The following is a 26,407-nucleotide window of genomic DNA, read 5'->3' on the forward strand; positions in this document are numbered from 1 at the left end:
GAAAGTGAGCGTGGTCACTGTTTGAGACGGGAAAAACATCGGTGACCATGCGGGCGGGCAGAATAATTTCCCGAGCCCCCTCTTGTTCGGCAAAACGGGGTACGCATACGGTGTCCATACGCGAGGTTCTCCCGTGGAGGATGGGACATGACGGAAATTCTTGTGCAGGCCGGTCCGGAGGGACAGGTTCCTTCGCTGACCAGGGTGGTCGAGCACCCGGCGTGGCCCGTTCTCAAGGCCGCGGTGGAGCAGATCCGGCCATGGCAGTCGAAGGACGGCTCGATCGACTTCACCGCCGACGGCGCCCCGGAGCGCACCGAGGCCGAAGCGGTCGTGGGCCGGATAGTGGACGCGGTGGAGCAGCTCTCCCCGCTCGTCCCGCACGACGCGGCGTACCACCGCGCGATGGTGGCCGACCTGCGCCGCTGGGCCGACGGCGGCTTCGAGGTGCCGGACTTCCTCGACTCGCTGCTGGCCTTCCAGCCGGCGGCCGACCGCGCGGACGGTCTCCAGCACCTGGTCGTCTTCCCGATGTACACGCAGAACGGCAACCCCGACCGCAATCTCGAGGCGGTCGTGCTGCGCATGGTCTGGCCGGACTGGCTGGCCGAGCTGGAGCGCACCCGGTACGACAACCCGCTGTTCTGCGGCATCACCTTCGAGGACTTCACGGCCGGCTACGACACCAACTCCGCCGTCCTCTTCCCGGAGACCATCGCCGTCCGCGAGGCGCCGGAGCGATTCTCCTGGGGTGGCATCTTCTGCGACCGCGAGGCCGCCCGCTTCCGCCGGGTCACCGACGCCGCCGTCGGCATCCTGGGCCTGGAGCTGCCCGAGGACATCGCCGCGATGGTGCACGACCAGAAGCGCTGCGAAGAGGCGTTCGTGCTCTGGGACATGGTCCACGACCGCACCCACAGCCACGGCGACCTGCCGTTCGACCCGTTCATGATCAAGCAGCGCCAGCCGTTCTGGATGTACGGCCTGGAGGAGCTGCGCTGCGACCTCACCGCCTTCAAGGAGGCCGTGAAGCTGGAGGCGGACGGCGTCCCGCAGGCCCGTGACGTGCAGTACGCGGTGCTCTTCGACCGGATGTTCCGCTTCCCGGTCACCGGCGACCGCGTCCGCAACTACGACGGGCTCGGCGGCCAGCTCCTCTTCGCCTACCTGCACAAGCACGACGTGGTCCGCTGGACCGACAACAAGCTGGCCATCGACTGGGAGCGCGCCCCGCAGGTCACCAACCAGCTCTGCGCCGACATCGAGCAGCTCTACCGCGACGGCATCGACCGCCCCAAGCTGGTCCACTGGTTCGCCGGCTACGAGCTCGTCGCCTCCTACCTCTCCCCGCACCCCGGCTCCAAGTGGGCCAAGGGCCCCGACGCCCTCGACCTCGGCCTGCCGCCGCGCAAGCTGGTGGACGACGTGCTCCCGGACGAGTTTCCGCTCAGCATGTTCTACGAGGCACTGGCCAAGAAGCTGAAGAATGTGATCGCCGAGACCAAGGGCATCACGGCGGACGGCGCCGAGCGGATCGCCGCGTGAGCGACGTCCGGGAAGACAAGACAGTGGGAGAAGGGAAGACGATGCAGAACGGGGCTCTCAGGGGCGCGGTGATCGCGGTCGCCGGTGCGGGCGGACCGGCCGGACGGGCCGCTCTCGTCAGGCTCGCCGAGGCGGGTGCGACCGTGGTCGGCGCGGACAACGACCCGGCCCGGCTGGCGGAGGCCGTGGACGCGGCCCGCTACGCCAACGGCGGCGCGACCGTCACCGGCGAGACGGTCGACCTGCTCGACCTCGACTCCACCCGTGCCTGGGCCTCGGGCATCGAGAAGGAGTTCGGCCGCGTCGACGGCCTGGTGCACCTGGTCGGCGGCTGGCGCGGCGGCGCCAAGTTCGACGACACCGACCTCGCCGACTGGGACCTGCTGGAGAGACTGCTCGTCCGCACCGTCCAGCACACCTCGCTGGCCTTCTACGACGCCCTCCAGCGCGCCGGTGACGGCCGCTACCTGCTGATCAGCGCCGCCGGCGCGTCCAGGCCGACCGCGGGCAACGCCGCGTACTCCGCCGCCAAGGCCGCGGCCGAGGCGTGGACGCTGGCCATGGCCGACGGCTTCCGCAAGGCGGGGGGCGAGGACGGCCCGCGGGCCGCGGCTGCCATCCTGGTGGTGAAGGCGCTGGTGCACGACGCGATGCGCGCGGAGCGTCCAGGCGCGAAGTTCGCGGGCTTCACCGACGTCAAGGAGCTGGCCGAGGCCATCGAGGGCGTCTGGGGCAGGCCCGCCGCCGAAGTGAACGGAAACCGTCTGTGGCTGACCGAGAAGCCGTGAACCCTCCCAGGACCGACGCCCGTCGCCACCACGACCCGCAGGTCCGCGGTTTCGCCAGCGACAACTACGCCGGGGCGCACCCCGAGGTGCTCGCCGCCGTGGCCCTGGCCAACGGCGGCCACCAGGTCGCGTACGGCGAGGACGAGTACACCGAGAACCTCCAGCGGATCATCCGCAGTCACTTCGGGGCGACCGCCGAGGCGTTCCCGGTGTTCAACGGCACCGGGGCCAACGTCGTCGCGCTCCAGGCGGTCACCGACCGCTGGGGCGCGGTGATCTGCGCCGAGAGCGCGCACATCAACGTGGACGAGGGCGGCGCGCCCGAGCGGATGGGCGGGCTGAAGCTGCTCACCGTGCCCACCCCGGACGGCAAGCTCACGCCCGAGCTGATCGACCGGCAGGCGTTCGGCTGGGACGACGAGCACCGGGCGATGCCCCAGGTCGTCTCGATCACCCAGTCCACCGAGCTGGGCACGCTCTACACGCCCGACGAGATCCGCGCGATCTGCGAACACGCCCACGCGCACGGCATGAAGGTGCACCTGGACGGTTCGCGGATATCCAACGCCGCCGCCTCCCTGAACGTCCCCATGCGGGCGTTCACCAACGCGGTCGGCGTCGACATCCTCTCGATGGGCGGGACGAAGAACGGTGCCCTGTTCGGCGAGGCGGTCGTCGTCATCAACCAGGACGCGGTCTCGCACATGAAGCACCTGCGCAAGCTGTCCATGCAGCTCGCGTCCAAGATGCGCTTCGTCTCGGTGCAGTTGGAGGCCCTGTTCGCCAAGGACCTCTGGCTGCGCAACGCCCGGCACGCCAACGAGATGGCCCAGCGGCTCGCCGAGGGCGTCCGGGCCGTGCACGGCGTGGAGATCCTGCACCCGGTGCAGGCCAACGGTGTCTTCGCCCGGCTCCCGCACGACGTCAGCGTCCGGCTGCAGAAGCGGTTCCGCTTCTACTTCTGGGACGAGGCCGCCGGTGACGTCCGCTGGATGTGCGCCTTCGACACCACCGAGGACGACGTCGACACCTTCGTGGCGGCACTCAAGGAGGAGATGGCCCGCTGAGGGTCCACCCCGCACACGGGAACGGCCCGGCCGGACGGGGAATCGTCCGGCCGGGCCGCCGTCGTCTCAGTGGGCCTGAGCGGTGCGCAACTGCTCGTTCGTCGGGGCCGTGCCGCCCAGATGGGCGGGGAGCCACCAGGAGTCCCCGGCGTCCTTCGGGCGGGCCGGGTAGGCGCGCTGGGCGGCCTCCAGCAGTTCCTGGACGCGCTCGCGCAGCCGGCGGGTGATCGCGCCCGCGTACTGGTCGCGCGGCGCCTCCAGCGCCTCGCCGACGCGCAAGGTGATCGGGGTGTGGCTGCGCTTGAAGTTGCGCGGGTGGCCCTTCGTCCACAGCCGCTGGGTGCCCCACAGCGCCATCGGTACCAGCGGGACGCCCGCCTCCTGGGCCAGGCGCGCGGCACCGGACTTGAAGCCCTTCAGCGTGAAGGACTGCGAGATCGTCGCCTCGGGGAAGACCCCGACGATCTCCCCGGCGCGCAGCGACGCCAAGGCGTGCGCGTACGCCGTCTCGCCCTGCTCGCGGTCGACCGGGATGTGCTTCATGCCGCGCATCAGCGGACCCGAGACCTTGTGCCGGAACACCGACTCCTTGGCCATGAACCGCACCAGGCGCTTCTGCGGCAGTGCGGCCAGGCCGTTGAAGATGAAGTCCAGGTAGCTGATGTGGTTGCTCACCAGCACGGCGCCGCCGGTGCGCGGGATGTTCTCCGACCCCTGGCAGTCGATCTTGAGGTCCCAGACCTTGAACATCGTCCTGGCGAGACCGACGACGGGACGGTAGACCAGCTCTGCCATAAGCGGGGTGGTCCCTTTCTGCTCTGCTCGGGAAAGGGGGCTCCCGGCGGGAAGTTACGGAGCCGTAGGTTTACGGCACTCGCAGATCGTGCCCCAAGAACGGGCGGGTGACCAGTCCTGGTGCCCGGTGGCGGCGAGATCCTCGTCACGTCCGCCCTTCACCCACTCTTTCGGAGGCGGGGAATCCATTCGGCCCTCGATGTGCTGGTGTTGAGGACGGATCGGACGAGCGGGGCCGCACGGGCGGCGGAGCGGAGGACACGGGTGCGCGGGGCCAACGACGCACGGCGGCTGACGGCGGCCGAACTGGGCGGTGAGCCGGGGGAGCGGGCCACCCTCGTGCAGTTCTCCTCCGCGTTCTGCGCGCCCTGCCGGGCCACCCGGCGCGTCCTGGCCGAGGTCGCCCGGATGGTGCCCGGCGTCGCCCACGTCGAGATCGACGCGGAGACCCGGCTGGGACTCGTCCGCGAACTCGGCATCGTGAAGACCCCCACCGTGCTCGTCCTCGACGCGCACGGCGCGGTCGTGCGGCGCGCCCAGGGGCAGCCACGCAGGGCCGACGTCATCGCCGCGCTGGGCGAGGCCGTCGACGGGCGCCACGGTGACTGAGGGCTCCCGGGCGCTCCGGCGGCGACTTGACTGCGCCCGTCGTCTGTCGACAGCCTGGACCGGTGCCGATCGAACACCTTCTCGCCGGACCGGCCGTCCCCAGCGGCCCGGCCCGCCTCGGAAGCGCCCGCTGCCGGGGCCGTTGAACAGCACCGGACCCCACCAGCTCGCCCCCGTCAGCAGAAGGACGACCCCATGACGGCCACCCCCGGCCTCGGTTCCCGTCAGCCCGCCTCGCCGGACCTGCTGCGTTCCGTCTTCCGCCGGCACGCGGCCGGTGTCGCCGTGATCACCGCGCGCGGCGCGCGCGGCCCGGTCGGCTTCACCGCCACCTCGCTCAGCTCCGTCTCGGCCGAGCCCCCGATGATCTCCTTCGGCATAGGCACCGGCGGGTCGAGCTGGCCTGCCGTCGAGCGCACCGACCACGTCGGCGTGCATCTGCTCGCCGAGCACCAGAGCGACCTCGCCGCCACCTTCGCCCGCAGCGGCGCGGACCGCTTCGGGGCGGACACGGCGTGGCGCGAGGGGCCCGGCGGCGTGCCGGTGCTGGACGGCGTCCTCGCCTGGCTGGTGTGCCGGATCGTGAGCCGGGTACCGGCAGGGGACCACCGGATCGTGCTCGCCGAGGTGCTGCTCGGCGACCCCAGCGGCGACGGTCGTCCGCTGCTCTACCACCAGGGACGCTTCAACGCCCTGCGGGACTGAGCGGGTTGGGCCCGGCTCGGAGGGGCCGTCGAGTTCCGGTTACGCTGCGTTGCGAAGGTCACAGTTCAAAGCGCTTGCTTAGCGGGCAGGAACTCGGTGTACTGGCGAGTAATATTTCGGTCGGAGCGCGCGGACGCCCCGACCGCGATCGGCCGCTTGGGGCGCCTATGCTGCACTTCAAGAGGCAGCCCGGAAAAGACGATGCAGTAGGAGAGCCGGCGTGAGCTTGAGGATCGTTGTCACTGTGAAGTACGTGCCCGACGCCACTGGCGACCGGCACTTCGCCGATGACCTGACCGTCGACCGCGACGACGTGGACGGTCTGCTCTCCGAACTCGACGAGTACGCGGTTGAGCAGGCCCTGCAGATCGCGGAGGACGCGGACGACGCCGAGGTCACCGTGCTGACCGTCGGCCCCGAGGACGCGAAGGACGCGCTGCGCAAGGCCCTCTCGATGGGTGCCGACAAGGCGATCCACGTCGAGGACGACGACCTGCACGGCACCGACGCCCTGGGCACCTCGCTGGTGCTGGCCAAGGCCATCGAGAAGGCCGGTTACGACCTGGTGATCTCCGGCATGGCCTCCACCGACGGCACCATGGGTGTCGTTCCGGCGCTGGTCGCCGAGCGTCTGGGTGTGCCGCAGGTGACGCTGCTCTCCGAGGTCTCGGTCGAGGACGGCACCGTCAAGGGCCGCCGCGACGGCGACGCCGCCTCCGAGCAGCTCGAGGCATCCCTGCCGGCCGTGGTCTCCGTGACGGACCAGTCGGGCGAGGCGCGTTACCCGTCGTTCAAGGGCATCATGGCGGCCAAGAAGAAGCCGGTGGAGTCCTGGGACCTGTCCGACCTCGGCATCGAGGCGGATGAGGTCGGTCTCGAGGGCGCGTGGACCAAGGTCGAGGCCGCGAACGAGCGCCCGGCGCGCACCGCGGGCACGATCGTCAAGGACGAGGGCGAGGGCGGCAAGCAGCTCGCCGAGTACCTCGCGGGCCAGAAGTTCATCTGAGGCCCCGCACCCCGCCGACCGCCCCTCAACTTCGTTACGCAGGAGAGCAATCCCATGGCTGAAGTCCTCGTCTACGTCGACCACGTGGACGGTGCCGTCCGCAAGCCCACCCTGGAGCTGCTGACGCTGGCCCGCCGCATCGGCGAGCCCGTCGCCGTCGCCCTGGGCAACGGCGCCGCCGACACCGTCGCCGCCCTCGCCGAGCACGGCGCGGTGAAGGTACTCACCGACGACGCGTCCGAGTACGCCGACTACCTGGTCGTCCCCAAGGTCGACGCGCTCCAGGCCGCCGTCGAGGCCGTCTCCCCGGCCGCCGTGCTGGTCCCGTCCTCCGCCGAGGGCAAGGAGATCGCCGCCCGTCTGGCGCTGCGCATCGGCTCCGGTCTGATCACCGACGCCGTCGACCTGGAGGCCGGGGCCGAGGGCCCCGTCGCCACCCAGTCGGCGTTCGCCGCGTCGTACACCACCAAGTCCCGGGTCACCAAGGGCACCCCGGTCATCACGGTCAAGCCGAACTCGGCCGCCGTGGAGGCCGCCCCGGCCGCCGGCGCTGCCGAGGCCCTGTCGGTGTCCTTCTCCGACAAGGCGACCGGCACCAAGGTCACCGGCCGTACCCCGCGCGAGTCCACCGGCCGCCCGGAGCTGACCGAGGCCGCGATCGTGGTCTCCGGTGGCCGTGGCGTCAACGGCGCGGACAACTTCGCGCTGATCGAGGCCCTCGCCGACTCGCTCGGTGCCGCAGTCGGCGCCTCGCGTGCCGCCGTGGACGCCGGCTGGTACCCGCACACCAACCAGGTCGGCCAGACCGGCAAGTCGGTCTCGCCGCAGCTCTACATCGCCAACGGCATCTCCGGTGCGATCCAGCACCGCGCCGGCATGCAGACCTCGAAGACGATCGTCGCGGTCAACAAGGACCCCGAGGCCCCGATCTTCGACCTGGTCGACTACGGCGTGGTCGGCGACCTCTTCGAGGTCGTCCCCCAGCTCACCGAGGAAGTCAAGACCCGCAAGGGCTGACCCTCCGACGCTGGACGAGGCCCCGGAACCCGCACGGTTCCGGGGCCTCGCCCTGTTCCGGATCCGGAGCGGCGACCGGGGTTCAGAGCCGATGCACCCACGCCACCGCGGACACCGCCCCGCCGACCCACGCCGGCGGGGCCACGGGCAGCACCCGGACGCCGGTCCGCTCACCGCGAACCGTGCGCCGAGCCGGTCGTGCAGGTGGGTGACGCCCCATAGCAGACCGAGGGCGGCGGCCGCGACGGGCGAGGAGCGGCGCGCCGCGGACGATGTCCGATGCGATCGCTTTCGTGGAGATCATGCCGTGACGCCGGGCCGGTCACCGGACCCTGGCACCGTCTCGGCGCAGGAGCGATCGACGCGTGCTCCCCCCAGGGGCGTCCCGGGGTGTTGTTGACCTGCCGGAATCGCCCTCGATACCGTCCCCCGAGGGCTCGACGAGGCCGTACCGCGGACGCCGGAGGGTGTGGGATGAGTCGGCAGGAGCAGGTGAGGACCAGCCTCGGCGCGGAGGTCGGCAAGGAGGTCGACGGACTTCTCGCGCCCGTCGACGCGGAGTTGGCGCTCCGGTACCCCGGCGATCCCGGCACCCGTCAGCCCGTGCACACCGTGTACGTGCCCGGCGACGCGTTCGGGGCGGGCACCGTGCGCGAGTGGGGCGACCGTGCCCTGGCCGCGCTCGACGAACACGCGCCGGACGCGGGCTCGTTCGGTGCCGTGCTCGGGCTGGAGGAGAAACTCGCCGGGCCGGTGTACGAGCGGGTCCGGGCCAAGCTGGAGCACGAGCCCGTGGAAGACCTGCGGGTCGACTTCGAGGACGGGTACGGGCACCGGCCGGACGCCGAGGAGGACGAGGACGCCGCCCGCGCCGCCCGGCTGCTCGCGAAGGACGCGCCCCCGTACCTCGGGGTGCGGGTGAAGTGCATGGAGGCGGGGGTGCGCGAGCGGGGCGTCCGTACCCTCGACGTCTTCCTCACCGGGCTGATGGCGGCCGGCCGGCTGCCCGAAGGGCTGAACCTGACGCTGCCGAAGGTGACGTACGCCGAGCAGGTCGCGGCGTTCGCCCGGGTGCTGGACGCCTTCGAGCGGGCGCACGGACTCACGTCCGGGCGGCTCGGCTTCGAGATCCAGATCGAGACCAGCCAGGCGATCCTCGCCACCGACGGCACCGCCACCGTCGCCCGCATGATCCAGGCGTCCGAAGGCCGTGCCACCGGACTGCACTACGGCACCTTCGACTACAGCGCCGCCCTCGGTGTCTCCGCCGCCCACCAGGCGCCCGACCACCCCGCCGCCGACCACGCCAAGGCGGTGATGCAGGTGGCCGCCGCCGGGACCGGCGTGCGCGTCTCGGACGGCTCCACCAACGTGCTGCCGGTCGGCCCGACCGCGCGGGTCCACGACGCCTGGCGGCTCCACTACCGGCTCACCCGCCGTGCCCTGGCCCGCGCCTACCACCAGGGCTGGGACATGCATCCCGGCCATCTGCCGACCCGGTACGCGGCCGTCTTCGCCTTCTACCGCGAGGGCTTCGCCCAGGCGGCGGCCCGTCTCGCCGCCTACACCGCCCACGCCCGGGGCGACGTGCTGGACGAGCCCGCCACGGCGAGGGCGCTGAGCGGCTACCTGCTCCGGGGCCTGCGCTGCGGCGCCCTGGACAGTGCGGAGGTGGCGGCCGCGAGCGGACTGAGCCGGGCCGGGCTGGAGAACCTGGCGGCCCTCCGGCCCCGGTAGCGCCCTCAGCCGGCCGGGGGCAGTTCGCCCGAGCCCCGCGTGATCAGGCGGGTCGGCAGTTCGAGGCGTTCCGGGGTGCCGGAGGCGCCGTCGAGGCGCTGGAAGAGGCGGTCGGCGGCGGTGCGGCCGAGGGTGGCCGCGTCCTGCGCGACCACCGTCACGCCCGGCTGGAGCAGGTCGGCCAGCTCGAAGTCGTCGAACCCGACCAGGGCGACGGGGCGGTCGTGCCCGGCCAGGACCCGGATCACGGTGACCGTCACCCGGTTGTTGCCGGTGAAGACGGCGGTGACCGGTTCGGGCCCGGCGAGCATCTCCTCCGTGGCCCGCCGCACCCGCTCCGGATCGGTCGCCCCCAGCGACATCCAGTTCTCCGCGACCGGTATCCCGGCGTCCCCCATCGCCGCCCGGTAGCCGCGCAGCCGCTCGGCGGCCGTGTGGATGCGGGGCATGTCGCCGATGAAGCCGATCCTGCGGTGGCCGTGCGCGATCAGGTGCGCCACCCCGTCACGCGCGCCGCCGAAGTTGTCCGAGAGGACCACGTCCGCGTCGATGCCCCCGGCCGGCCGATCCACGAACACCGTGGCCACGCCCGCCCGGATCTCCGGCTCCAGATAGCGGTGGTCACCCCCGGCAGGGATCACGACCAGACCGTCCACACGCCGCGCGCACAGCGCGAGCGCCAACTCCTGCTCCCGCTCCGGGTCCTCCGCGCTGGACCCGTTGATCAGCAACGCCCCGTGCGCGCGGGCCACCTCCTCGACGGCGCGGCTGAGCGGCCCGTAGAACGGGTCCGCGAGGTCCTCCAGCACCAGGCCGATGCTGGCGGTACGGCCCTTGCGCAGTACCCGCGCGCTGTCGTTGCGGCGGAAGCCCAGCGCCTCGATCGCCTCCCGCACCCGCCGTTCGGTGTCCGGCGTGACCCCCGGCTCGCCGTTGACCACGCGGGACACCGTCTTCAGGCCGACCCCGGCCCGGGCGGCGACGTCCTTCATGGTGGGCCGGTTGCCGTAACGGCTGCCGGTGGCGCGGTCTGCTCGGCGGGTGGTCTCGGGCACGGTGCGGTGTCCTGTCCTGTGGTCCGGGGATGACGCGGGGTGGTGCGGGCGATCAAAGGCCGGTACAAGCGTGTGTCGTCGAGCATAGAGCCTGGACAACGTTGTCAGGTGCGCGAGAGACTGTCCACCGCCGTCCCGGCCCGCGCCCCCACCGCGACCGGGCCGGAAGGCCCACCGGATCACCATCCACGGCTCGACGGGGAGACCAGACTCAGATGCACACCGACCTCGTGGCGGCCCTGGACATCGGTGGTACCAAGATCGCCGGTGCGCTGGTGGACGGCCACGGCCGGATCCAGGCGCGCACCCAGCGCGCGACGCCCGCGCGACAGGATGGTGAAACGGTCATGCAGGCCGTCGAGCAGGTGCTCGGCGATCTCGCGGCCTCGCCGCTGTGGGGAAGCGCCTGCGTGCTCGGCATCGGCAGCGCCGGCCCGGTGGACGCCTCGGCGGGCACCGTGAGCCCGGTCAACGTGCCGGGCTGGCGCGGCTTCCCGCTGGTCGAGCGGGTACGCGCGGCCACCGGCGGCCTGCCGGTCCAACTGATCGGGGACGGGGTCGCGATCGCCGCCGCCGAACACTGGCAGGGCGCCGCGCGCGGCCACGACAACGCCCTGTGCATGGTCGTCTCCACCGGTGTGGGCGGCGGGCTGGTCCTCGGCGGCCGACTGCACCCCGGCCCCACCGGCAACGCGGGGCACATCGGCCACATCAGCGTCGACCTGGACGGCGAACCCTGCCCGTGCGGTGCGCGCGGCTGTGTGGAAGGCCTGGCCAGCGGCCCCAACATCGCCCGCCGCGCCCTGGCCGACGGCTGGCTCCCCGGCCCGGACGGCGACACCTCCGCCGCGGCCGTCGCGCAGGCGGCCCGCCGCGGCGACCCGGTCGCCGTGGCCTCCTTCGAGCGCGCCGCGCGGGCCCTCGCGGCCGGGATCGCGGCCACCGCGACCCTGGTCGAGATCGACATCGCGGTGATAGGCGGCGGAGTCGCCGAGGCGGGCGAGGTGCTCTTCGCCCCGCTGCGCAGGGCGCTCGCCGACTACGCCACCCTCTCCTTCGTCCAACGACTCACCGTCGTACCCGCCCGGATGGGCACCGACGCGGGGCTGGTCGGGGCGGCCGCGGCCGCGCTGGCCCTCAGGCCGGACACCGCCGCCGCCGGGGTCTGAGAAGCCGTGCGTGGGCCGCGGGGACGATCCCGTGGCCACGGCCGGTTCAGCAGCTCGGCCGGGCGTCCGTCCGGTCCGCGTGGTCGGAGCCGACGCCCCCGCCTCCGCCGATGGCGACGAGCGGTGCCGCCCGTCGCAGTACGCGAACTCGCCGGCCGCGTGCGTCCCGAGCCTCCTGGCGTACACCGTGGTGCCGATGGTGAGCGGGGCGCCGTCGCCCGCCGTGTCCTTCCCGCCGCCGGTGTCCCGCTCCACCGGCCCCCGCCCGCTGACCGCGGCCCTGTCCGCCGTGGCGGCGATGCCGCCCGCGCTCGGCTGCGCCGTCGGGAACAGGGCGGCTGCTCGGATGCGTGGCGCGCGGTGACGAGCGTGACGCGTCGTCGGCGTTCCTCCGGCTCGCGGCGGACAGGAAGGGGCACCGGTGCGCGATCACGGCAGGACGTGTCCGGGTCTGCCGGAAGAGCGGGAGACGGACACGTTCGATCCTGCTGGTCCGGCCGGCCGAAACCCGTACAGCGTGACCCATGGGGCCGTCCGGCAGTTGATCACGGCATGAAGAAGCGCAGCATGCTCGCCATCGCCAGTCTCGCCACCGGGTTCGTGGTGGCCGCCCTCACCCCGTCGCACGCCGCCGAGAACGCCGGGCTCGGCGATCTCAAGGTGGACGACACCCTGAGCACCGTCGACCACATCGTGAGCCAGGACAGCTTCGACGTGGACGAGGACGCGCTCGGCCGGTAAGGGCCGGAACCGACCGTCTCCCACGGTGCCGGGGCCCCTGTCTCAGGAGCCCCGGCACCGTGCTGTGCGCCCTCAACTGCGCGTGGTTTCCGTGACAGGGTGGAACGGGCAAGCCCCAGGGGGCCAACAGAAGAGGGGGAACCGTGACCGTCGTCTGGATCAACGGCGCGTTCGGTGCGGGCAAGACCGCCACCGCACGGGAACTGATCGAACTGATCCCGAACAGCACGCTCTTCGACCCCGAGCTGATCGGCGCGGCGCTCCCGCGCCTGCTGCCGGACAAGCGCCTCGCCGAGGTCGACGACTTCCAGGACCTGCCCATCTGGCGCCGCCTGGTGACCGACACCGCCGCCGCGCTCCTCGCCGAGCTGGGCGGAACCCTGGTGGTCCCCATGACCCTGCTGCGCCAGGAGTACCGCGACGAGATCTTCGGCGGCCTCGCAGCCCGCCGGATCTCCGTCCGCCATCTGCTGCTCACACCGGCCGAAACGATTTTGCGCCAGCGTATCGCCGCACGTGAGCCGTCGCCCGGCGTGCCCGACGCCGGGAACCGCGGGCGGCAGTGGGCCTACGACCACATCGGGCCCTACCGCGCCGCTCTCGCGTCCTGGCTCACCGCCGACGCGTACCCGGTCGACACCAGCCGGCTCACGCCCCACCAGAGCGCCGTGCGGATCACCGAGGCCGTGGGGAGCGGGGCGGCCCGGCCGTGCGAGATCGTGCAGACGCCCGAACCGACCGGGGAGACCCTGGCCGCCGGGGTGCTGCTCTTCGACGCGCATGACCGGGTGCTGCTGGTCGACCCGACCTACAAGCCGGGATGGGAGTTTCCCGGCGGGGTGGTCGAGCGGGGGGAGGCCCCGGCCCGCGCCGGAATGCGGGAGGTCGCCGAGGAGATCGGGATACGGCTGCGGGAGGTGCCCCGGCTGCTGGTGGTCGACTGGGAGCGGCCCGTCCCGCCCGGCCACGGCGGACTGCGTCTGCTCTTCGACGGCGGCCGGCTCGGCCCCGACGAGGCCGCCCGGGTCCTGCTGCCCGGCCCGGAGCTGCGCGCCTGGCGCTTCGCCACCGAACGTGAGGCCGCCGGCATGCTTCCCCCGGTGCGCTACGAACGCCTCCGCTGGGCTCTCAGAGCCCGCGAGCGCGGCTCCGCGCTTTACCTGGAGGCGGGCGTACCGGTCGGCTGAACCAGGGCCTCTCGTTCGGATCACGCCGGGCGCGCGGGCTGATCCGGAAGAAGGACCCTGAGCCCGGCGACGGTGCGTCACCGCCCTCGCGGGAACGCACCGTCGCCGACGTCCTCAGTTCGCCGCGTACTTGTCCAGGAACAGGGCCTCCGCGACCGAGAGGCGCTCCAGCTCCTCGGGGGAGACGCTCTCGTCGACCGCGTGGATCTGGGCCTCCGGCTCGCTCAGGCCGATGAGCAGGATCTCGGCCTCGGGGTAGAGACCGGCGAGGGTGCTGCAGAGCGGGATCGAGCCGCCCTGGCCCGCGTACTGCATGGTCTCGCCGGGGTAGGCGACCGCCATCGCGTCGGCCATCGCCTGGTAGGCGGGACTGGTCGTGTCGGCGCGGAACGGCTGGCCCTGGCCGACCTGCTCGATGCTCACCCGCGCGCCCCACGGCACGTGGGCCTCCAGGTGGGCGGTGAGCAGCTTGGTCGCCTCGGCGGCGTCCACGCCCGGCGGCACCCTCAGGCTGATCTGCGCGCGGGCACTGGACTGCACGGACGGGGTGGCGCCCGCGACCGGCGGGCAGTCGATGCCGATGACCGTGACGGCCGGACGGGCCCACAGGCGGTCGGCCACCGAGCCGTCACCGATCAGCCCGACGCCGTCCAGCACCTTGGCGTCCGAGCGGAACTGCTCCTCGCGGTACTCCAGGCCCTCCCAGCGGGCGTCCGAGGTCAGGCCGTCCACCGTGGTCGAACCGTCCTCGGCGCGCAGCGAGTCCAGCAGGCGGATCAGCGCGGCGAGCGCGTCCGGGGCGGCGCCGCCGAACTGACCGGAGTGCAGGTTCCCGGCCAGGGTGTCGACCTGGACCCGCAGCATCGTCATGCCGCGCAGGGTGGTGGTCGCCGTCGGCAGGCCCACCCGGAAGTTGCCGGTGTCGCCGATCACGATGGTGTCCGCCGTCAGCAGTTCCGGGTGCGCCTCCGCGTACCGCTCCAGGCCGCCCGTGCCCTGCTCCTCGGAGCCCTCCGCGATCACCTTCACGTGCACCGGCACCCCGCCGTTCGCCTTGAGCGCGCGCAGCGCCAGCAGGTGCATGATCAGCCCGCCCTTGCAGTCGGCCGCGCCGCGTCCGTACCAGCGGCCGTCCCGCTCGGTCAGCTCGAACGGGGGCGTGGTCCAGCCGGCCTCGTCCAGCGGGGGCTGCACGTCGTAATGGGCGTAGAGCAGCACGGTCTTCGCGCCCTCGGGACCGGGCAGGTAGCCGTACACCGACTGGGTGCCGTCGGGGGTGTCCAGGAGTGCCACGTCGGTGAAGCCCTCGGCGCCCAGGGCGTCCACGATCCAGTTCGCGGCGCCCTCGCTCTCACTCCTCGGGAACTGCTCGAAGTCCGCCACCGACCTGAAGGCGACCAGCTCGGCCAGCTCCGCCTTGGCGCGGGGCATGAGCGAGGCGACGGTCTCGGCGACCGGATTCGACGACATGGGCACGGCTCCTCGTGGGTTGCGACGCTGAACTGCTGGAATACACCGATCCTCCCACAGCGGCCCACACCGGGGACAGCCGTAGGATGCGTGGGACATGGGGGTCCCCCGCCCCGTGTCAGCGGTGGACCGGGGGAGCGGCAGCGGCTTGATCGGAGCGATGGACCATCGTGAGCGGCGAGAACACTTCGGCGGAGGAAGAGCGGCGGGTCTGGGACGTCGTCGTGGTCGGTGCGGGACCCGCGGGCGCCTCGGCGGCCTACGCGGCGGCCGTCGCCGGCCGCCGGGTGCTGATCCTGGAGAAGGCGGAACTTCCCCGCTACAAGACGTGCGGCGGTGGCATCATCGGCCCCTCCCGCGACGCGCTCCCGCCCGGCTTCGAACTCCCCTTCCGGGACCGGGTGCACGCGGTCACCTTCTCCCACAACGGCCGCTTCAGCCGGACCCGCCGTTCCCGGCAGATGCTGTTCGGGCTGATCAACCGGCCCGAGTTCGACCAGCGCCTGGTGGAACACGCCCAGAAGGCGGGCGCCGAGGTGCGCACCGGCGTCACCGTACAGCGGGTGGAGCAGCACGGCTCGGCCGTCCCCGACCGGCGCACCGTCGCCGTGGTCCTGCAGAGCGGCGAGACGGTGCTGGCCCACGCGGTCGTCGGCGCGGACGGCAGCGCCAGCCGCATAGGGGCCCACGTCGGGGTCAAGCTGGACCAGGTCGACCTCGGTCTGGAGGCGGAGATCCCGGTCCCGGACACCGTCGCCGAGGACTGGAGGGGCCGCGTCCTCATCGACTGGGGCCCGTTGCCCGGCAGTTACGGCTGGGTCTTCCCCAAGGGCGACACGCTCACCGTCGGCGTGATCTCCGCGCGCGGCGAAGGAGCGGCCACCAAGCGGTACCTGGAGGACTTCGTCGCCCGGCTGGGCCTGGCCGGGTTCGAACCCGACATCTCCTCCGGGCATCTGACCCGCTGCCGCGCCGACGACTCCCCCCTCTCCCGTGGCCGGGTGCTGGTCTGCGGTGACGCGGCCGGTCTGCTGGAGCCGTGGACCCGTGAGGGCATCTCCTTCGCGCTGCGCTCCGGGCGCCTCGCGGGGGAGTGGGCGGTACGCATCGCCGAGGCCCATGACGCGGTCGACGCCCGACGGCAGGCCCTGAACTACGCCTTCGCCATCAAGGCGGGGCTGGGCGTGGAGATGAGCGTCGGAAAGCGGCTGCTGGCCGCCTTCGAGCGCCGTCCCGGTGTGTTCCACGCCGGGATCACCGGGTTCCGGCCCGCGTGGAAGGCGTTCCGTGACATCACCACCGGCGCGACGACGCTCGGGGAGATGGTCAGGTCCCGTCCGCTCGCCCAGCGCGCGCTGGCCGCGCTGGACCGGGGGCGGACGATGCCGGAGATCCCGGACGGGCAGCCGGAGCGGTCCGAGCAGGGGGACACCGTCAGTCCGTGACGGTGATCCGGAACACCGGATGGTCGGAGGCGGCCGCGAGGATCTCCGCGTCGGAGCTGCTCGCGGTCACCCCGGCGAAGAACTTGCCGACCTGCCAGCCCCAGCGCTCCAGGTAGGTCCGCAGGACGGGGAGCTTCTCGTCGTCGGGCAGCTCCACCGCGCTGAACCGCCGCACCTTCCGGCCGACCCGCAGCTCACCGCCGTGCGCCGCGCGCATGTTGCGCACCCACTGGGAGTGGCCGCGCGCCGAGACGAGGTACTGGGCGCCCTCGCAGGTGTGCGGGTTGACCGGGATGCGCTGCATCTCGCCGCTCCGGCGGCCGCGCACCGACAGCTCCGCGCTGCCCGCCAGGCTGACACCGAGGCGGGCGAGCTTGCCGACCAGCCCGTTGAACCAGGTGCCGAGCGGGCTTGCCTTCAGGTAGTACGGCGTGGACGACATGACGGCCCCCAGGGTTTCGGAGAGCGGTGCTCTCGCTTCGCCTCCCAGTGTGCCGAGATCACCGCTCTCGCGCAAGAGCGGTGCTCTGCTTTGTGTGCACTGCTCCGCCGCGTGGCACACTGATCCGCATGAGCACCGCAGAGGGCGCCCGTGCGCGGGCCAGGACCGAGGTCACCGCGGCCATCAAGGACGAGGCCCGCAGACAGCTCGCCGCCGAGGGTGCCTCGAAGCTCTCGCTGCGCGCGGTGGCCCGCGAGCTGGGCATGGTGTCGTCCGCGCTCTACCGGTACTTCCCGAGTCGCGACGACCTGCTGACCGCGCTGATCATCGACGCCTACGACTCGCTCGGCGCGGCGGCCGAGACCGCCCACGCGGGCGTCCCCGAGGGCGAGTTCCTGCGCCGCTGGACGGTGGCCTGCGAGGCGGTACGGGTATGGGCGCTGGGCCATCCGCACGAGTACGCCCTGATCTATGGCTCGCCGGTACCGGGATACGCGGCCCCCGCCACCACCATCCCGTCCGCCGCGCGGGTGGCCATGGTGCTGATCGGCGTCGTCCGCGACGCCGACCGGGGGCCGGGCCTCACCGGGCCGGCGCTCCCCGCCGAACTGCTGCCCGAGGCCGAGCGGATGGCGGCCGACATCGCCCCCGAGCTGCCCGTGGAGGCCGCGCCCGCCATGGTCGCCGCGTGGGCGGAGCTGTTCGGTCTGGTCGGGTTCGAGGTGTTCGGGCAGTTCGAACAGGTGGTGATCGACCGCGAGCGCTTCTTCCGGCACGCCGTGACCCGGCTCGGTGCGAGCGTGGGCCTGCCCGCCGCCTGATCCGGCCGGCTCAGACGGCCAGCACCCGAACGCCCGCCTCCTCGAACCGGCGGACGGTCTCCGGAGCGACCGCGGTGTCCGTCACCAGGGTGTCCACCGGGTCCGGGCCGCAGATCCGGGCGAACGCCCGCCGCCGAAGCTTGCTGGAGTCGGCCGCGACCACCACCCGCTCCGCGCGCTCGCACAGCAACCGGTTGACCGCCGCCTCCGACTCGTCGTGCGCCGCCGCGCCGTGCACGGGGTCGAAGGCGCCCACCCCGAGCACCGCCACGTCCAGTGTGACCGCGCCGAGCACCCCGTCCGCGAGCGGCCCGACCAGCTCGAACGACTGCGGCCGCGCCACCCCGCCGGTCACCACGATCTTGAACTGCGGCCGTACGGCGAGTTCCCCCGCGATGTTGAGCGCGTTGGTGACCACGGTCAACGCGGGCGAGCCGGCGGCCAGATCGGATCGCACGGCCAGCGCGCGGGCCACCTCCGTGGTCGTCGTCCCCCCGGTCAGTCCCACCGCCTCGCCCGGCGCCACCAGCTCCGCCACCGCCGCCGCGATCCGCTGCTTCTCGGAGGCGTTCCGGGCCGTCTTGTACCGCAGCGGCAGCTCGTACGACACCCCGTGTGCGACCGCCCCGCCCCGCGTCCGTACCAGCATCCGCTGCTCGGCCAGCCCGTCGAGGTCCCGGCGGATGGTCGCCGCAGACACCGCCAGTTCTGCCGCCGCCTCCTCGACCTCCAACCGGCCTCGTTGCGCGAGGAGTTCGAGCAGTGCCTGCCAGCGCGTGTCCCGTGCCATCGGGTCTCCGTTCCTGTGATCCCCGGCGACCCCGACGTACCGGCGATTTCTGTCTCGATGCTTGATCATGCTCGAAAGTCGGCAGTATCTTGCACGAACGATCAGCCTGGGGAGGGTACGCCATGAGCCATGTCGAGAACGAGCTGAGCAGCCAGCCGGAGTGCTGGGAGCGGGCGGCACGGGAGGCGGGCCCGTACGGTGCGGCCCTGCCGGTGCCGGGGGAGAGGGTCGCGGTCGTCGGCTGCGGGACCTCGTACTTCATGGCGCAGGCCGTGGCCGCGCTGCGCGAGGACGCCGGGCAGGGCGAGACGGACGCGTTCGCCGCCTCCGAGTTCCCGGGAGGCCGGGCCTACGACCAGGTCGTCGCCCTCACCCGGTCCGGCACCACCACGGAAGTGCTGGACCTGCTGGCCCGGTTGAGGGGGACGGTACGCACCACCGCGATCACCGCCGACCCCGGGACACCCGTACGGCAGGTCGCCGACGATCTGGTGGTCCTCGACTACGCCGACGAACGCTCCGTCGTGCAGACCCGGTTTGCCACCACCGCCCTCACCCTGCTCCGCGCTCATCTCGGGCTGCACACCCCGGCCGCCGTCACCGACGCCCGCGCGGCCCTCACCGCCCCGCTGCCCGAAGGGCTGCTGGACCGAAGGGAGTTCACCTTCCTCGGGCGGGGCTGGACCGTGGGACTGGCGAACGAGGCGGCGCTGAAGATGCGCGAGGCCTCGCTGTCCTGGACCGAGGCGTACCCGGCGATGGAGTACCGGCACGGCCCGATCAGCGTCAGCGCCGGGGACACCGCGACCTGGACGCTCGGCCCGGCCCCCGAAGGGCTCGCCGAACAGGTGCGCGCGACCGGTGCGCTGTGGATCGAGGGCGCACTCGACCCGCTCGCCGAACTGATCCGCGTCCAGCGGCTCGCCGTCGCCGTGGCCGCAGCACGGGGACTCGACCCCGACCGGCCCCGCCACCTCACCCGCTCGGTGATCCTCGCCCCCTGACAGCGGAAGGGACCAGCCCCCGTGCCCCTCACCACCACCGGCGAACTGATCACCCGGGCGGCCCGGACCCGTACCGCCGTCGCCGCCTTCAACATCATCACCCTTGAGCACATCGAGGCCGCGGTCGCCGGAGCCGAGACGGCCGGAGCGCCTGTGGTGCTCCAAGTGAGCGAGAACGCGGTCAAGTTCAGAAACGGCGATCTCAGGCCCCTCGCCCGCGCAGCCGTGTCCGCAGCCGAACAGAGCGTCGTGCCCGTGGCGTTGCACCTCGACCACGTCCAGAGCGACGACCTCCTGCGCCGCGCCCCGGACGCCGGGTTCAGCTCGGTGATGTACGACGCCGCCCGACTGCCCTACGCCGAGAACCTGGCCGCCACCCGCACGGCCGCCCACTGGGCACACGCCCGAGGTCTCTGGGTGGAGGCCGAGCTGGGCCAGATAGGCGGCAAGGACGGCAGACCCCCGCTGGACGCCCACGCCCCCGGCGCCCGTACCGACCCCGCCGAGGCGCGGGACTTCGTCGCGCGGACCGGTGTCGACGCGCTGGCCGTGGCGGTCGGCAGTACGCATGCCATGACCACCCGCACCGCCGCCCTGGACCACGTACTGCTCGAGCGGCTCTCCGCCGAACTGGCCGTACCCCTGGTGCTGCACGGCTCCTCGGGCGTGCCGGACGGCGAACTGGTCAGGGCGGTCGAGGGCGGCATCGGCAAGGTCAACGTCGGCACGGCCCTCAACACGGCCCTCACCCGGGCGGTCCGCGAGCACCTCGGGCGGCATCCCGACACCGTCGACCCGCGCACCTACCTCGCCGGCGGCCGGACGGCCATGGCCGACGAGGTGGCCCGGATCATCCGCGTCCTGGACGCCCGCCCTTCCTGACCGCCTTCAGCACCACGAACTTCGGGTCGCCGGCCACCAGTTCACAGTTGCCGAACAGCCGCTTCAGCTTCACGTGGTAGCCCAGGTGCCGGTTGCCGATCACCCACAGCTCACCGCCCGGCCGCAGCGCGCGCCCGGCACCGGTGAACATCCGCCAGGACGTGGCGTCGCTGGTCGCCTGGTGGGAGTGGAAGGGCGGGTTGTTCAGCACCACGTCCACGCTGCCGGACGCCACCCCGGCCAGCCCGTCCCCGACCCGGAACTCCGCGTGCCCCGGCACCCCGTTGGCCTTGTACGTGGCCTCCGCCGAGGCGACGGCCTGGAACGACTCGTCCACGAACAGCACCTCCGCCGCCGGATCGGCCAGCGCCACGGCCGTTCCCACCACGCCGTTTCCGCAGCCCAGGTCCACCACCCGGCGTCCGTGTGTCTCGGGCAGGTGCCCGAGGAAGAACCGGGTGCCGATGTCCAGCCGGTCGGCGCAGAAGACGCCCGCGTGATTGACCACCGGCCGTCCCGACGCCGCCCCGATCCCTTCCGGCAGGGTGTAGTCGTACGGCCACGGGTTCTCCGGCGGGACGAGCGCCGGGTCCGGGGTGCAGAAGATCAGCCGGGCCTTCTGCTCGGCCAGCGAGGTCCGGGTCGGCCCGAGCACACGCTCGAACAGCTTCAGTGTCGAGGTGTGGATCTCCTTCACCATGCCGGCGCCGATCACCACCGTCCCCGCGTGAACCGAGGGCGCGAGCCGCAGCAACTGGTCCTCCAGCAGCGCCAGGCTCTTGGGCACCCGCACCAGGAGCACGTCCACCCGCTCCGGTACCGGGTCCTGCGTGGTCAGCAGCCGTACCGCGCCGGGGCCGACCCCGGCCCGCGCCAGGTTGGCCCGCGTGGCCTCCTGGCCCAGGAAGGAGTCGGTGATCTGCGTCGGCCGGTGCGCGGCGAGCGCCGTCACCAGCGCGCCCCAGCGGTCGCCGAGCACCACGACCTCGCCCGACAGATCCACCCCCTCCCCGGCCAGATGCCGCAGCAGATACGCGTCGGAGGCGTCCCAGGCACGCAGCCGGTCGCGGGGGTCGTCGGGGAAACGGGACAGTTCGGTCTCGCCCCACGGAGTCGTCATGCGGTCGCTCATCGCCCCCCAGGCTAGCGGAGCACCAGCTCAGGACCGGTCGGGCGGTCCTGGGGCAGGATGGGGCGCATGGACGTGGAACTTTTCCCGCGGGAGCGGGCCGAAGCCGCACCGGGCGCCGTGCACGTCCCGTACTGGCTGGACGCGGACCGGCAGCACGCGCTGCTCGGCGCCTGCCGGGAGTGGGCCCGGCCGCCGGCCGGACTGCGCACCGTCCGCACCCCCGGTGGCGGCACCATGACCGCCCGGCAGGTCTGCCTCGGCTGGCACTGGTACCCCTACGCCTACGCCCGCACCGTCGTCGACGGCGACGACGCGCCCGTCAAACCCTTCCCGGCCTGGCTCGACGAGCTGGCCCGGACGGCGGTCGGGGACGCTCTCGGCCCCGAGGCGCTCCCCCGCGACCCCTATGACATCGCTCTGATCAACTTCTACGACGGCGACGCCCGCATGGGTATGCACCGCGACGGCGACGAGCGCTCCCCCGCCCCCGTGGTCTCCCTCAGCCTGGGCGACACCTGCGTGTTCCGCTTCGGCAACACCGAGACACGCACCCGCCCCTACACGGACGTGGAACTGCGCAGCGGTGACCTCTTCGTCTTCGGCGGGCCCTCCCGCCTCGCCTTCCACGGCGTACCGCGCGTGCTCCCCGGCACCGCGCCGCCCGCGCTCGGCCTGACCGGACGGCTCAACATCACCCTCCGGGTGAGCGGTCTGGCCGCCCCCGCCGGCTGACCATGTCACATCGGTCACGAGAGAGGTCACGACCGGCGCGGATCATGCGAGACTCGCCCCCATGAGCGGCATGGCGGACCCCCGGAAGGCGGGGGCAGGACCCATCTCACGGGCGCGGCTGGACCGGGGACGCGGTGCCCTCGGCCCCGCGCTGGAGCTGGTGCACACCGGACGTGCCCCGACCCGTGCCGTACTCACCGCCGAACTCGGCGTCACCCGAGCCACCGCCGGTGCCGTCGCCGCCGAACTGGAGGCGCTCGGCCTGATCAGGGTCGACGCCCGCCCCAGCGCCCCCGCCGGCTCCCAGGGCCGCCCCTCGCACCGCCTGGAGGTCGCCGAGGACGGGCCCGTCGCGCTGGCCGCGCAGGTGCACACGGACGGTTTCCGTGCCGCCCTGGTCGGCCTCGGCGGGCGGATCGTGGCGACCACGCCCGGCTGCGAGACCGTCGACGCCGACCCCGCCAAGGTGCTGGGCGCGGTGGTGGAGGCGGGCGCCGACCTGCTGCGTGCCACGGGCCGGCGCTGCGTGGGCGCCGGGCTCGCCGTGCCGTCCGCCGTCGCCGAGCCCGACGGGCTCGCCCTCAACCCCCTGCACCTGGCCTGGCCCGCCGGGGAGCCGGTCCGGCGCATCTTCACCGGCCTGGTGCACGCGGCCGGGATCAGCGGCCCCGCCTTCGCGGGCAACGACGTCAACCTCGCCGCCCTCGCCGAACACCGGCACGGCGCGGGCCGGGGCGCCCGGCACCTGCTCTGCGTGGCCACCGGGCACCGGGGTGTCGGCGGCGCGCTCGTCCTCGACGGCCGCCTGCACACCGGGAGTTCTGGCCTCGCCCTGGAGGTCGGCCACCTCACCGTGAATCCCGAGGGCCGCGTCTGCCACTGCGGCAGCCGGGGCTGTCTCGACGTCGAGGCCGACCCGCTCGCCCTCCTCATGGAGGCCGGCCTCGACCCCGGCCCCGAGATGTCCCTGCTCGCCCAGGCCGACGACCTGCTGCGCACCCGGTACGACGATCCCGCGGTCCGCGCCGCCGCCGAGACCCTGATCGACCGGCTCGGCCTGGGACTTGCCGGGCTGGTCAACATCCTCAACCCGGACCGCGTCATCCTCGGCGGACTGCACCGGGGCCTGCTCAGGGCCGACCCCGAGCGCCTGCGGGCCGTCGTCGCCGAGCGCAGTCTGTGGGGACAGAGCGGCAGCGTCCCCATCCTGCCGTGCACCCTGGACCACGACAGCCTCGTCGGCGCCGCCGAACTCGCCTGGCAGCCGGTCCTCGACGATCCGCTCGCGGCCCTGCGGTGACGGCGGAGCCGTGGGACGTCTCCCGACTCCGCTCCGAACAGAGCACTCCGCCCGTCCTCACCGCTGAACAGCGCACGACGTGCGCGTGAACTCCGTGAGAGACGAGCGGAGTCGGCGTGTGGTGAGAGGGCCTCCGGGGCGGAGCCCCAGTCCGACGGGTCGGAGTCGGTCGGATGTTGTCCGAACTCCGTTCACTGCGGGGCCCGTTGGTGTCCGACCTGGAGTTGGCGGCGGGTCGGTTCCTCGAGGCGGCGTAGCGCGGCCCGGTACGGCGCTCGGAGGCGGGTACCGGGCCGGGCGTTCCTGTCGGTCAGCCGGGTACGGGCGATGCCGCGGGAGCCGCTGCCGCCACCACGGGCTCCGGTGCGGCGGGTTCCGGTGCCGCGTGGGCCAGGGCCGGCTCCGGCGCCGGTGTGCCGGCCGGGGCGTGGGCCACGGCGGGCTCGGGGGACCGGGCCGGACCGTGCGTCACCGACGGCTCGGGCGCCGGGGCGTGGACCACGACCGGCTCGGGCGCGCGGACCGGGGTCCGGACGGTGAGCGGGGCGGGCTCGGGCCGCGGCTGCGCCGCGCGGAGCGGCTTCGGCGCCGGTGGACGGGAGACAGGGGTCGTGGACAGCGCGAACCACACGACCTTGCCGTCCTCGCCGTCCGGCCGGCACCCCCAGCTCTCGCTGACCGCGGCCACCATGCCGAGCCCCCGCCCACAGGTGGCGAGCGGTCCGGCGCCGGACGCATCGTCGCCGTCGGCCACCACGGGAAGACGCGGATCGCGGTCGCGGACCGACACGGTGAGCCGGTCCGACCGGAACTCCAGCTCCACCGTGCACGACTTGTCGGGCCGGGCGTGCCGGTGGACGTTGCTCAGCAACTCGGTCACACCGAGCGCGGCCCGGTCTATCAACGGGTCCAGACGCCAGTAGCGCAATTGCGCAGATACGATTCTGCGGACCTGGCCGATCCGCGACGGCAGGGCTTGGAGCTCCACCGTGCAGTGCCTGTTCGGGTAACTGATCACGGCTGCGACTCCCCGGTGTGAGGTCCGGATTGACCGGAGGAACACGGAGAACAACGGAAATCCGGGAGGGCGCCGACGTCCCTGTGACCGCCGCCGTCGAGGCCGACGGGCTGGTCCGCAGCGTTACCTCCGGTAGACCCAGAGTGACGTGAGATCAGCGTGCCGCAGTGACCGCCCTCCCGCAACTCGCCACGGTGGCCCGCAGGTCAGCCACCCCGGGCGGCGGCGCGGCGCACCGCCTCGACGAACCTGCCGGCAGCGGACGGCCCCGGCTCACCGGGTGCGGCATCACGTTCGGTGAGCGTGAGCTGGTAGCGCCGGCCGTCCAGTTCGGCCTGCGCCCGGCCCTTCGCGGCGAACCACGGTCTGGAGGCCCGCACGGCTCTGACAGGCGCGCTGTCGATCTCGCTGCCCTCACTGGTGAGCAGCTCCACCCTGCCGTCGCCGACCCGGACCCGGCCCGCCCGCGTCAGCGAGCGCACCCCTTTGCCGATGCGCACGCCTCTCGCCGTGAACTCCGGCTCCGCCATTCCGTACCGCCTCTCGTGCCGCCGGTCTACCGGCCCCCGCACGGCGGCCGGTCCACGCGGTGCAGTCTGCCCCGGCGTGGACGGGAGCACCAGTGCGCGAGGACGGGGCGCACGTGGCGCCGGGGCCCTCGCGCCAATGCGCCCCCGCGCCCCCTCGTACGGGTGTGCCCCAGGGCTGCCTTTGAGTGGCTCAAAGATGCGTTGATGCAGGTGAGAAGCGGTGCGATTGATGCCTATGATCGGGCTGCCGACCGCGCCGGGAGTCGTCGGCGCCCAAGGTAAGGAGCCCCGCCGTGACCACCACCCCACCGGCCCGGACCGGCGCCACCCTCGATGTCGACCGCAGTGACGCGGCCTACCGGGACTGGCTGAAAGAGGCGGTGCGCAAGGTCCAGGCGGACGCGAACCGCTCGGCGGACACCCATCTTCTGCGCTTCCCCCTGCCCGAGGAATGGGGCATCGACCTCTACCTCAAGGACGAGTCGACCCACCCCACCGGCAGTCTCAAGCACCGGCTCGCCCGCTCCCTCTTCCTCTACGGCCTGTGCAACGGCTGGATTCGCCCCGGCCGCCCGGTGATCGAGGCGTCCAGCGGCTCGACCGCCGTGTCCGAGGCGTACTTCGCCTCCCTGATCGGTGTCCCGTTCATCGCCGTCATGCCCCGCACCACCAGCACCGAGAAGTGCCGGCTCATCGAGTTCCACGGCGGCCGCTGCCACTACGTGGACGACCCGCGCACCATGTACGCCGAGTCCGCGCGGCTCGCGGCGGAGACCGGCGGCCATTTCATGGACCAGTTCACCTACGCCGAGCGCGCCACCGACTGGCGCGGCAACAACAACATCGCCGAATCCATCTTCCGGCAGCTCGCGCTGGAGCGGTACCCGGTGCCCGCCTGGATCGTCGCCACGGCCGGCACCGGCGGCACCTCGGCCACCCTCGCGCGCTATGTGCACTACCTCCAGCACGACACCCGGGTCTGTGTGGCCGATCCCGAGAACTCCTGCTTCTTCGAGGGCTGGACCACCGGCGACCCGGACGTCACCTGCGACTGCGGCTCCCGTATCGAGGGGATCGGGCGGCCGCGCATGGAGCCCAGCTTCGTGCCCGGCGCGATCGACCGCATGATGAAGGTCCCGGACGCCGCGAGCGTGGCCGCCGTACGCGCGCTGGAGCGGGCGCTCGGCCGCAAGGCGGGAGGGTCCACCGGGACCGGGCTGTGGAGCGCGCTGAAGATCGTCTCCGAGATGGTGGCCGAGGGCCGGAACGGCAGTGTGGTCACCCTGCTGTGCGACCCCGGTGACCGCTACCTCGACAAGTACTACTCGGACAGCTGGCTGGAGGAGCAGAACCTCGACATCGGGCCGTACACGGCCGCGATCGATTCGCTGCTGGCCACCGGGGTGTGGCCGGACTGAGA

26 protein-coding genes and 1 pseudogene are annotated in these 26,407 nt (G+C 72.9%); 19 read left to right on the plus strand and 8 right to left on the minus strand.

The annotated features are described in order from the left end of the window. Positions 1-147 precede the first annotated feature (147 nt). The 3 genes from ACWCV3_RS16385 to ACWCV3_RS16395 are packed head-to-tail and all read left to right on the plus strand — an operon-like array spanning position 148 to position 3,400. Complete coding sequence (locus ACWCV3_RS16385; RefSeq protein WP_451223674.1) at positions 148-1,545, plus strand: DUF6421 family protein; 1,398 nt, start codon at positions 148-150, stop codon at positions 1,543-1,545. Positions 1,546-1,586: 41 nt separating this feature from the next. After that, entirely contained in the window at positions 1,587-2,333 is a 747-nt protein-coding gene (locus ACWCV3_RS16390) for an SDR family NAD(P)-dependent oxidoreductase (protein ID WP_451223676.1), read from the plus strand. After that, positions 2,330-3,400 carry a threonine aldolase family protein gene (locus ACWCV3_RS16395; RefSeq protein WP_030803682.1) on the plus strand — a complete coding sequence of 357 codons (1,071 nt, stop codon included), beginning with the start codon at positions 2,330-2,332 and terminating at the stop codon, positions 3,398-3,400. Before ACWCV3_RS16390 ends, ACWCV3_RS16395 begins: the two co-directional genes overlap by 4 nt. A 66-nt stretch (positions 3,401-3,466) precedes the next feature. Here the strand turns inward: ACWCV3_RS16395 and ACWCV3_RS16400 are convergent, their stop codons facing one another. Then, positions 3,467-4,195, minus strand: coding sequence for a lysophospholipid acyltransferase family protein (locus ACWCV3_RS16400; protein ID WP_451223678.1), 729 nt, complete (start codon positions 4,193-4,195; stop codon positions 3,467-3,469). Positions 4,196-4,399: 204 nt separating this feature from the next. On the opposite strand from ACWCV3_RS16400, the gene ACWCV3_RS16405 reads away from it, so the two are divergent. From ACWCV3_RS16405 to ACWCV3_RS16425, 5 genes are all read left to right on the plus strand, one after another. Beyond that, positions 4,400-4,804, plus strand: coding sequence for a TlpA family protein disulfide reductase (locus tag ACWCV3_RS16405; protein WP_451223847.1), 405 nt, complete (start codon positions 4,400-4,402; stop codon positions 4,802-4,804). A gap of 195 nt (positions 4,805-4,999) precedes the next feature. Then, positions 5,000-5,509, plus strand: a complete 510-nt coding sequence (locus ACWCV3_RS16410; RefSeq protein WP_451223680.1) for a flavin reductase family protein — start codon at positions 5,000-5,002, stop codon at positions 5,507-5,509. A 220-nt stretch (positions 5,510-5,729) separates the two neighbouring features. Then, positions 5,730-6,515: an electron transfer flavoprotein subunit beta/FixA family protein gene (locus ACWCV3_RS16415; protein ID WP_451223682.1), complete on the plus strand. Its 786-nt coding sequence runs from the start codon at positions 5,730-5,732 to the stop codon at positions 6,513-6,515. 54 nt (positions 6,516-6,569) lie between these two features. After that, on the plus strand, positions 6,570-7,532 hold the full coding sequence (locus ACWCV3_RS16420; protein WP_451223684.1) for an electron transfer flavoprotein subunit alpha/FixB family protein: 963 nt from the start codon (positions 6,570-6,572) through the stop codon (positions 7,530-7,532). Positions 7,533-8,006: 474 nt separating this feature from the next. Next, positions 8,007-9,269 (plus strand): DUF6986 family protein, encoded by a 1,263-nt coding sequence (locus ACWCV3_RS16425; RefSeq protein ID WP_451223686.1) that lies wholly within the window; start codon positions 8,007-8,009, stop codon positions 9,267-9,269. Between the two features lie 5 nt (positions 9,270-9,274). On the opposite strand, the gene ACWCV3_RS16430 is transcribed toward ACWCV3_RS16425, so the two are convergent. Next, positions 9,275-10,324: a LacI family DNA-binding transcriptional regulator gene (locus tag ACWCV3_RS16430; protein ID WP_451223688.1), complete on the minus strand. Its 1,050-nt coding sequence runs from the start codon at positions 10,322-10,324 to the stop codon at positions 9,275-9,277. A 215-nt stretch (positions 10,325-10,539) separates the two neighbouring features. Between ACWCV3_RS16430 and ACWCV3_RS16435 the strand changes: the two genes are divergently transcribed. From ACWCV3_RS16435 to ACWCV3_RS16450, 4 genes are all read left to right on the plus strand, one after another. Next, positions 10,540-11,493: an ROK family protein gene (locus ACWCV3_RS16435; RefSeq protein ID WP_451223691.1), complete on the plus strand. Its 954-nt coding sequence runs from the start codon at positions 10,540-10,542 to the stop codon at positions 11,491-11,493. A gap of 10 nt (positions 11,494-11,503) precedes the next feature. Next, complete coding sequence (locus ACWCV3_RS16440) at positions 11,504-11,857, plus strand: hypothetical protein (RefSeq protein WP_451223694.1); 354 nt, start codon at positions 11,504-11,506, stop codon at positions 11,855-11,857. Between the two features lie 188 nt (positions 11,858-12,045). Continuing rightward, the gene (locus ACWCV3_RS16445; RefSeq protein WP_451223696.1) at positions 12,046-12,234 is read left to right on the plus strand and encodes a hypothetical protein; all 189 of its coding nucleotides are present in this window, start codon (positions 12,046-12,048) and stop codon (positions 12,232-12,234) included. A gap of 143 nt (positions 12,235-12,377) precedes the next feature. After that, on the plus strand, positions 12,378-13,421 hold the full coding sequence (locus ACWCV3_RS16450) for an NUDIX domain-containing protein (RefSeq protein ID WP_451223699.1): 1,044 nt from the start codon (positions 12,378-12,380) through the stop codon (positions 13,419-13,421). Between the two features lie 114 nt (positions 13,422-13,535). On the opposite strand, the gene ACWCV3_RS16455 is transcribed toward ACWCV3_RS16450, so the two are convergent. Next, a complete protein-coding gene (locus ACWCV3_RS16455; RefSeq protein ID WP_451223702.1) occupies positions 13,536-14,891 on the minus strand; it encodes a M20/M25/M40 family metallo-hydrolase in 1,356 nt (451 codons plus the stop codon). 170 nt (positions 14,892-15,061) lie between these two features. Here ACWCV3_RS16455 and ACWCV3_RS16460 point away from each other — a divergent pair, with 170 nt between their 5' ends. Continuing rightward, on the plus strand, positions 15,062-16,336 hold the full coding sequence (locus tag ACWCV3_RS16460; RefSeq protein ID WP_451223704.1) for a geranylgeranyl reductase family protein: 1,275 nt from the start codon (positions 15,062-15,064) through the stop codon (positions 16,334-16,336). On the opposite strand, the gene ACWCV3_RS16465 is transcribed toward ACWCV3_RS16460, so the two are convergent. After that, the gene (locus ACWCV3_RS16465) at positions 16,326-16,778 is read right to left on the minus strand and encodes a nitroreductase/quinone reductase family protein (RefSeq protein ID WP_451223707.1); all 453 of its coding nucleotides are present in this window, start codon (positions 16,776-16,778) and stop codon (positions 16,326-16,328) included. The genes ACWCV3_RS16460 and ACWCV3_RS16465 overlap by 11 nt on opposite strands. A 128-nt stretch (positions 16,779-16,906) precedes the next feature. Between ACWCV3_RS16465 and ACWCV3_RS16470 the strand changes: the two genes are divergently transcribed. Next, positions 16,907-17,599 carry a TetR/AcrR family transcriptional regulator gene (locus ACWCV3_RS16470; RefSeq protein WP_451223710.1) on the plus strand — a complete coding sequence of 231 codons (693 nt, stop codon included), beginning with the start codon at positions 16,907-16,909 and terminating at the stop codon, positions 17,597-17,599. Positions 17,600-17,609: 10 nt separating this feature from the next. On the opposite strand, the gene ACWCV3_RS16475 is transcribed toward ACWCV3_RS16470, so the two are convergent. Then, complete coding sequence (locus ACWCV3_RS16475) at positions 17,610-18,389, minus strand: DeoR/GlpR family DNA-binding transcription regulator (RefSeq protein WP_451223713.1); 780 nt, start codon at positions 18,387-18,389, stop codon at positions 17,610-17,612. A 122-nt stretch (positions 18,390-18,511) separates the two neighbouring features. Here ACWCV3_RS16475 and ACWCV3_RS16480 point away from each other — a divergent pair, with 122 nt between their 5' ends. After that, positions 18,512-19,393 (plus strand): SIS domain-containing protein, encoded by an 882-nt coding sequence (locus ACWCV3_RS16480; protein ID WP_451223716.1) that lies wholly within the window; start codon positions 18,512-18,514, stop codon positions 19,391-19,393. 21 nt (positions 19,394-19,414) lie between these two features. Next, entirely contained in the window at positions 19,415-20,275 is an 861-nt protein-coding gene (locus tag ACWCV3_RS16485) for a class II fructose-bisphosphate aldolase (RefSeq protein WP_451223719.1), read from the plus strand. On the opposite strand, the gene ACWCV3_RS16490 is transcribed toward ACWCV3_RS16485, so the two are convergent. After that, positions 20,244-21,395, minus strand: coding sequence for a methyltransferase (locus ACWCV3_RS16490; protein ID WP_451223722.1), 1,152 nt, complete (start codon positions 21,393-21,395; stop codon positions 20,244-20,246). The genes ACWCV3_RS16485 and ACWCV3_RS16490 overlap by 32 nt on opposite strands. 78 nt (positions 21,396-21,473) lie before the next feature. Between ACWCV3_RS16490 and ACWCV3_RS16495 the strand changes: the two genes are divergently transcribed. Beyond that, positions 21,474-22,139: an alpha-ketoglutarate-dependent dioxygenase AlkB family protein gene (locus ACWCV3_RS16495; RefSeq protein ID WP_451223726.1), complete on the plus strand. Its 666-nt coding sequence runs from the start codon at positions 21,474-21,476 to the stop codon at positions 22,137-22,139. A 61-nt stretch (positions 22,140-22,200) separates the two neighbouring features. Continuing rightward, a complete protein-coding gene (locus ACWCV3_RS16500) occupies positions 22,201-23,439 on the plus strand; it encodes an ROK family protein (protein ID WP_451223729.1) in 1,239 nt (412 codons plus the stop codon). 439 nt (positions 23,440-23,878) lie between these two features. Here the strand turns inward: ACWCV3_RS16500 and ACWCV3_RS16505 are convergent. Continuing rightward, positions 23,879-24,457 (minus strand): annotated as a pseudogene (locus tag ACWCV3_RS16505) (ATP-binding protein); the annotation flags it as partial. A gap of 206 nt (positions 24,458-24,663) precedes the next feature. Further along, positions 24,664-24,987, minus strand: a complete 324-nt coding sequence (locus ACWCV3_RS16510; RefSeq protein WP_451223732.1) for a hypothetical protein — start codon at positions 24,985-24,987, stop codon at positions 24,664-24,666. 293 nt (positions 24,988-25,280) lie between these two features. Between ACWCV3_RS16510 and ACWCV3_RS16515 the strand changes: the two genes are divergently transcribed. Continuing rightward, positions 25,281-26,405, plus strand: coding sequence for a PLP-dependent cysteine synthase family protein (locus tag ACWCV3_RS16515; protein ID WP_451223735.1), 1,125 nt, complete (start codon positions 25,281-25,283; stop codon positions 26,403-26,405). The last annotated feature ends 2 nt before the right edge of the window (positions 26,406-26,407 follow it).

The organism is Streptomyces sp. NPDC001781 (genome assembly GCF_053596035.1).

Bases quoted from the DNA above. Each gene is read 5' to 3' on its own strand.
- ACWCV3_RS16385 (WP_451223674.1), top strand. From the start codon at position 148: ATGACGGAAATTCTTGTGCAGGCCGGTCCGGAGGGACAGGTTCCTTCG.
- ACWCV3_RS16390 (WP_451223676.1), top strand. From the start codon at position 1,587: ATGCAGAACGGGGCTCTCAGGGGCGCGGTGATCGCGGTCGCCGGTGCG.
- ACWCV3_RS16400 (WP_451223678.1), bottom strand. From the start codon at position 4,195: ATGGCAGAGCTGGTCTACCGTCCCGTCGTCGGTCTCGCCAGGACGATG.
- ACWCV3_RS16410 (WP_451223680.1), top strand. From the start codon at position 5,000: ATGACGGCCACCCCCGGCCTCGGTTCCCGTCAGCCCGCCTCGCCGGAC.
- ACWCV3_RS16420 (WP_451223684.1), top strand. From the start codon at position 6,570: ATGGCTGAAGTCCTCGTCTACGTCGACCACGTGGACGGTGCCGTCCGC.
- ACWCV3_RS16425 (WP_451223686.1), top strand. From the start codon at position 8,007: ATGAGTCGGCAGGAGCAGGTGAGGACCAGCCTCGGCGCGGAGGTCGGC.
- ACWCV3_RS16435 (WP_451223691.1), top strand. From the start codon at position 10,540: ATGCACACCGACCTCGTGGCGGCCCTGGACATCGGTGGTACCAAGATC.
- ACWCV3_RS16445 (WP_451223696.1), top strand. From the start codon at position 12,046: ATGAAGAAGCGCAGCATGCTCGCCATCGCCAGTCTCGCCACCGGGTTC.
- ACWCV3_RS16455 (WP_451223702.1), bottom strand. From the start codon at position 14,891: ATGTCGTCGAATCCGGTCGCCGAGACCGTCGCCTCGCTCATGCCCCGC.
- ACWCV3_RS16465 (WP_451223707.1), bottom strand. From the start codon at position 16,778: ATGTCGTCCACGCCGTACTACCTGAAGGCAAGCCCGCTCGGCACCTGG.
- ACWCV3_RS16470 (WP_451223710.1), top strand. From the start codon at position 16,907: ATGAGCACCGCAGAGGGCGCCCGTGCGCGGGCCAGGACCGAGGTCACC.
- ACWCV3_RS16475 (WP_451223713.1), bottom strand. From the start codon at position 18,389: ATGGCACGGGACACGCGCTGGCAGGCACTGCTCGAACTCCTCGCGCAA.
- ACWCV3_RS16480 (WP_451223716.1), top strand. From the start codon at position 18,512: ATGAGCCATGTCGAGAACGAGCTGAGCAGCCAGCCGGAGTGCTGGGAG.
- ACWCV3_RS16490 (WP_451223722.1), bottom strand. From the start codon at position 21,395: ATGACGACTCCGTGGGGCGAGACCGAACTGTCCCGTTTCCCCGACGAC.
- ACWCV3_RS16495 (WP_451223726.1), top strand. From the start codon at position 21,474: ATGGACGTGGAACTTTTCCCGCGGGAGCGGGCCGAAGCCGCACCGGGC.
- ACWCV3_RS16500 (WP_451223729.1), top strand. From the start codon at position 22,201: ATGAGCGGCATGGCGGACCCCCGGAAGGCGGGGGCAGGACCCATCTCA.
- ACWCV3_RS16510 (WP_451223732.1), bottom strand. From the start codon at position 24,987: ATGGCGGAGCCGGAGTTCACGGCGAGAGGCGTGCGCATCGGCAAAGGG.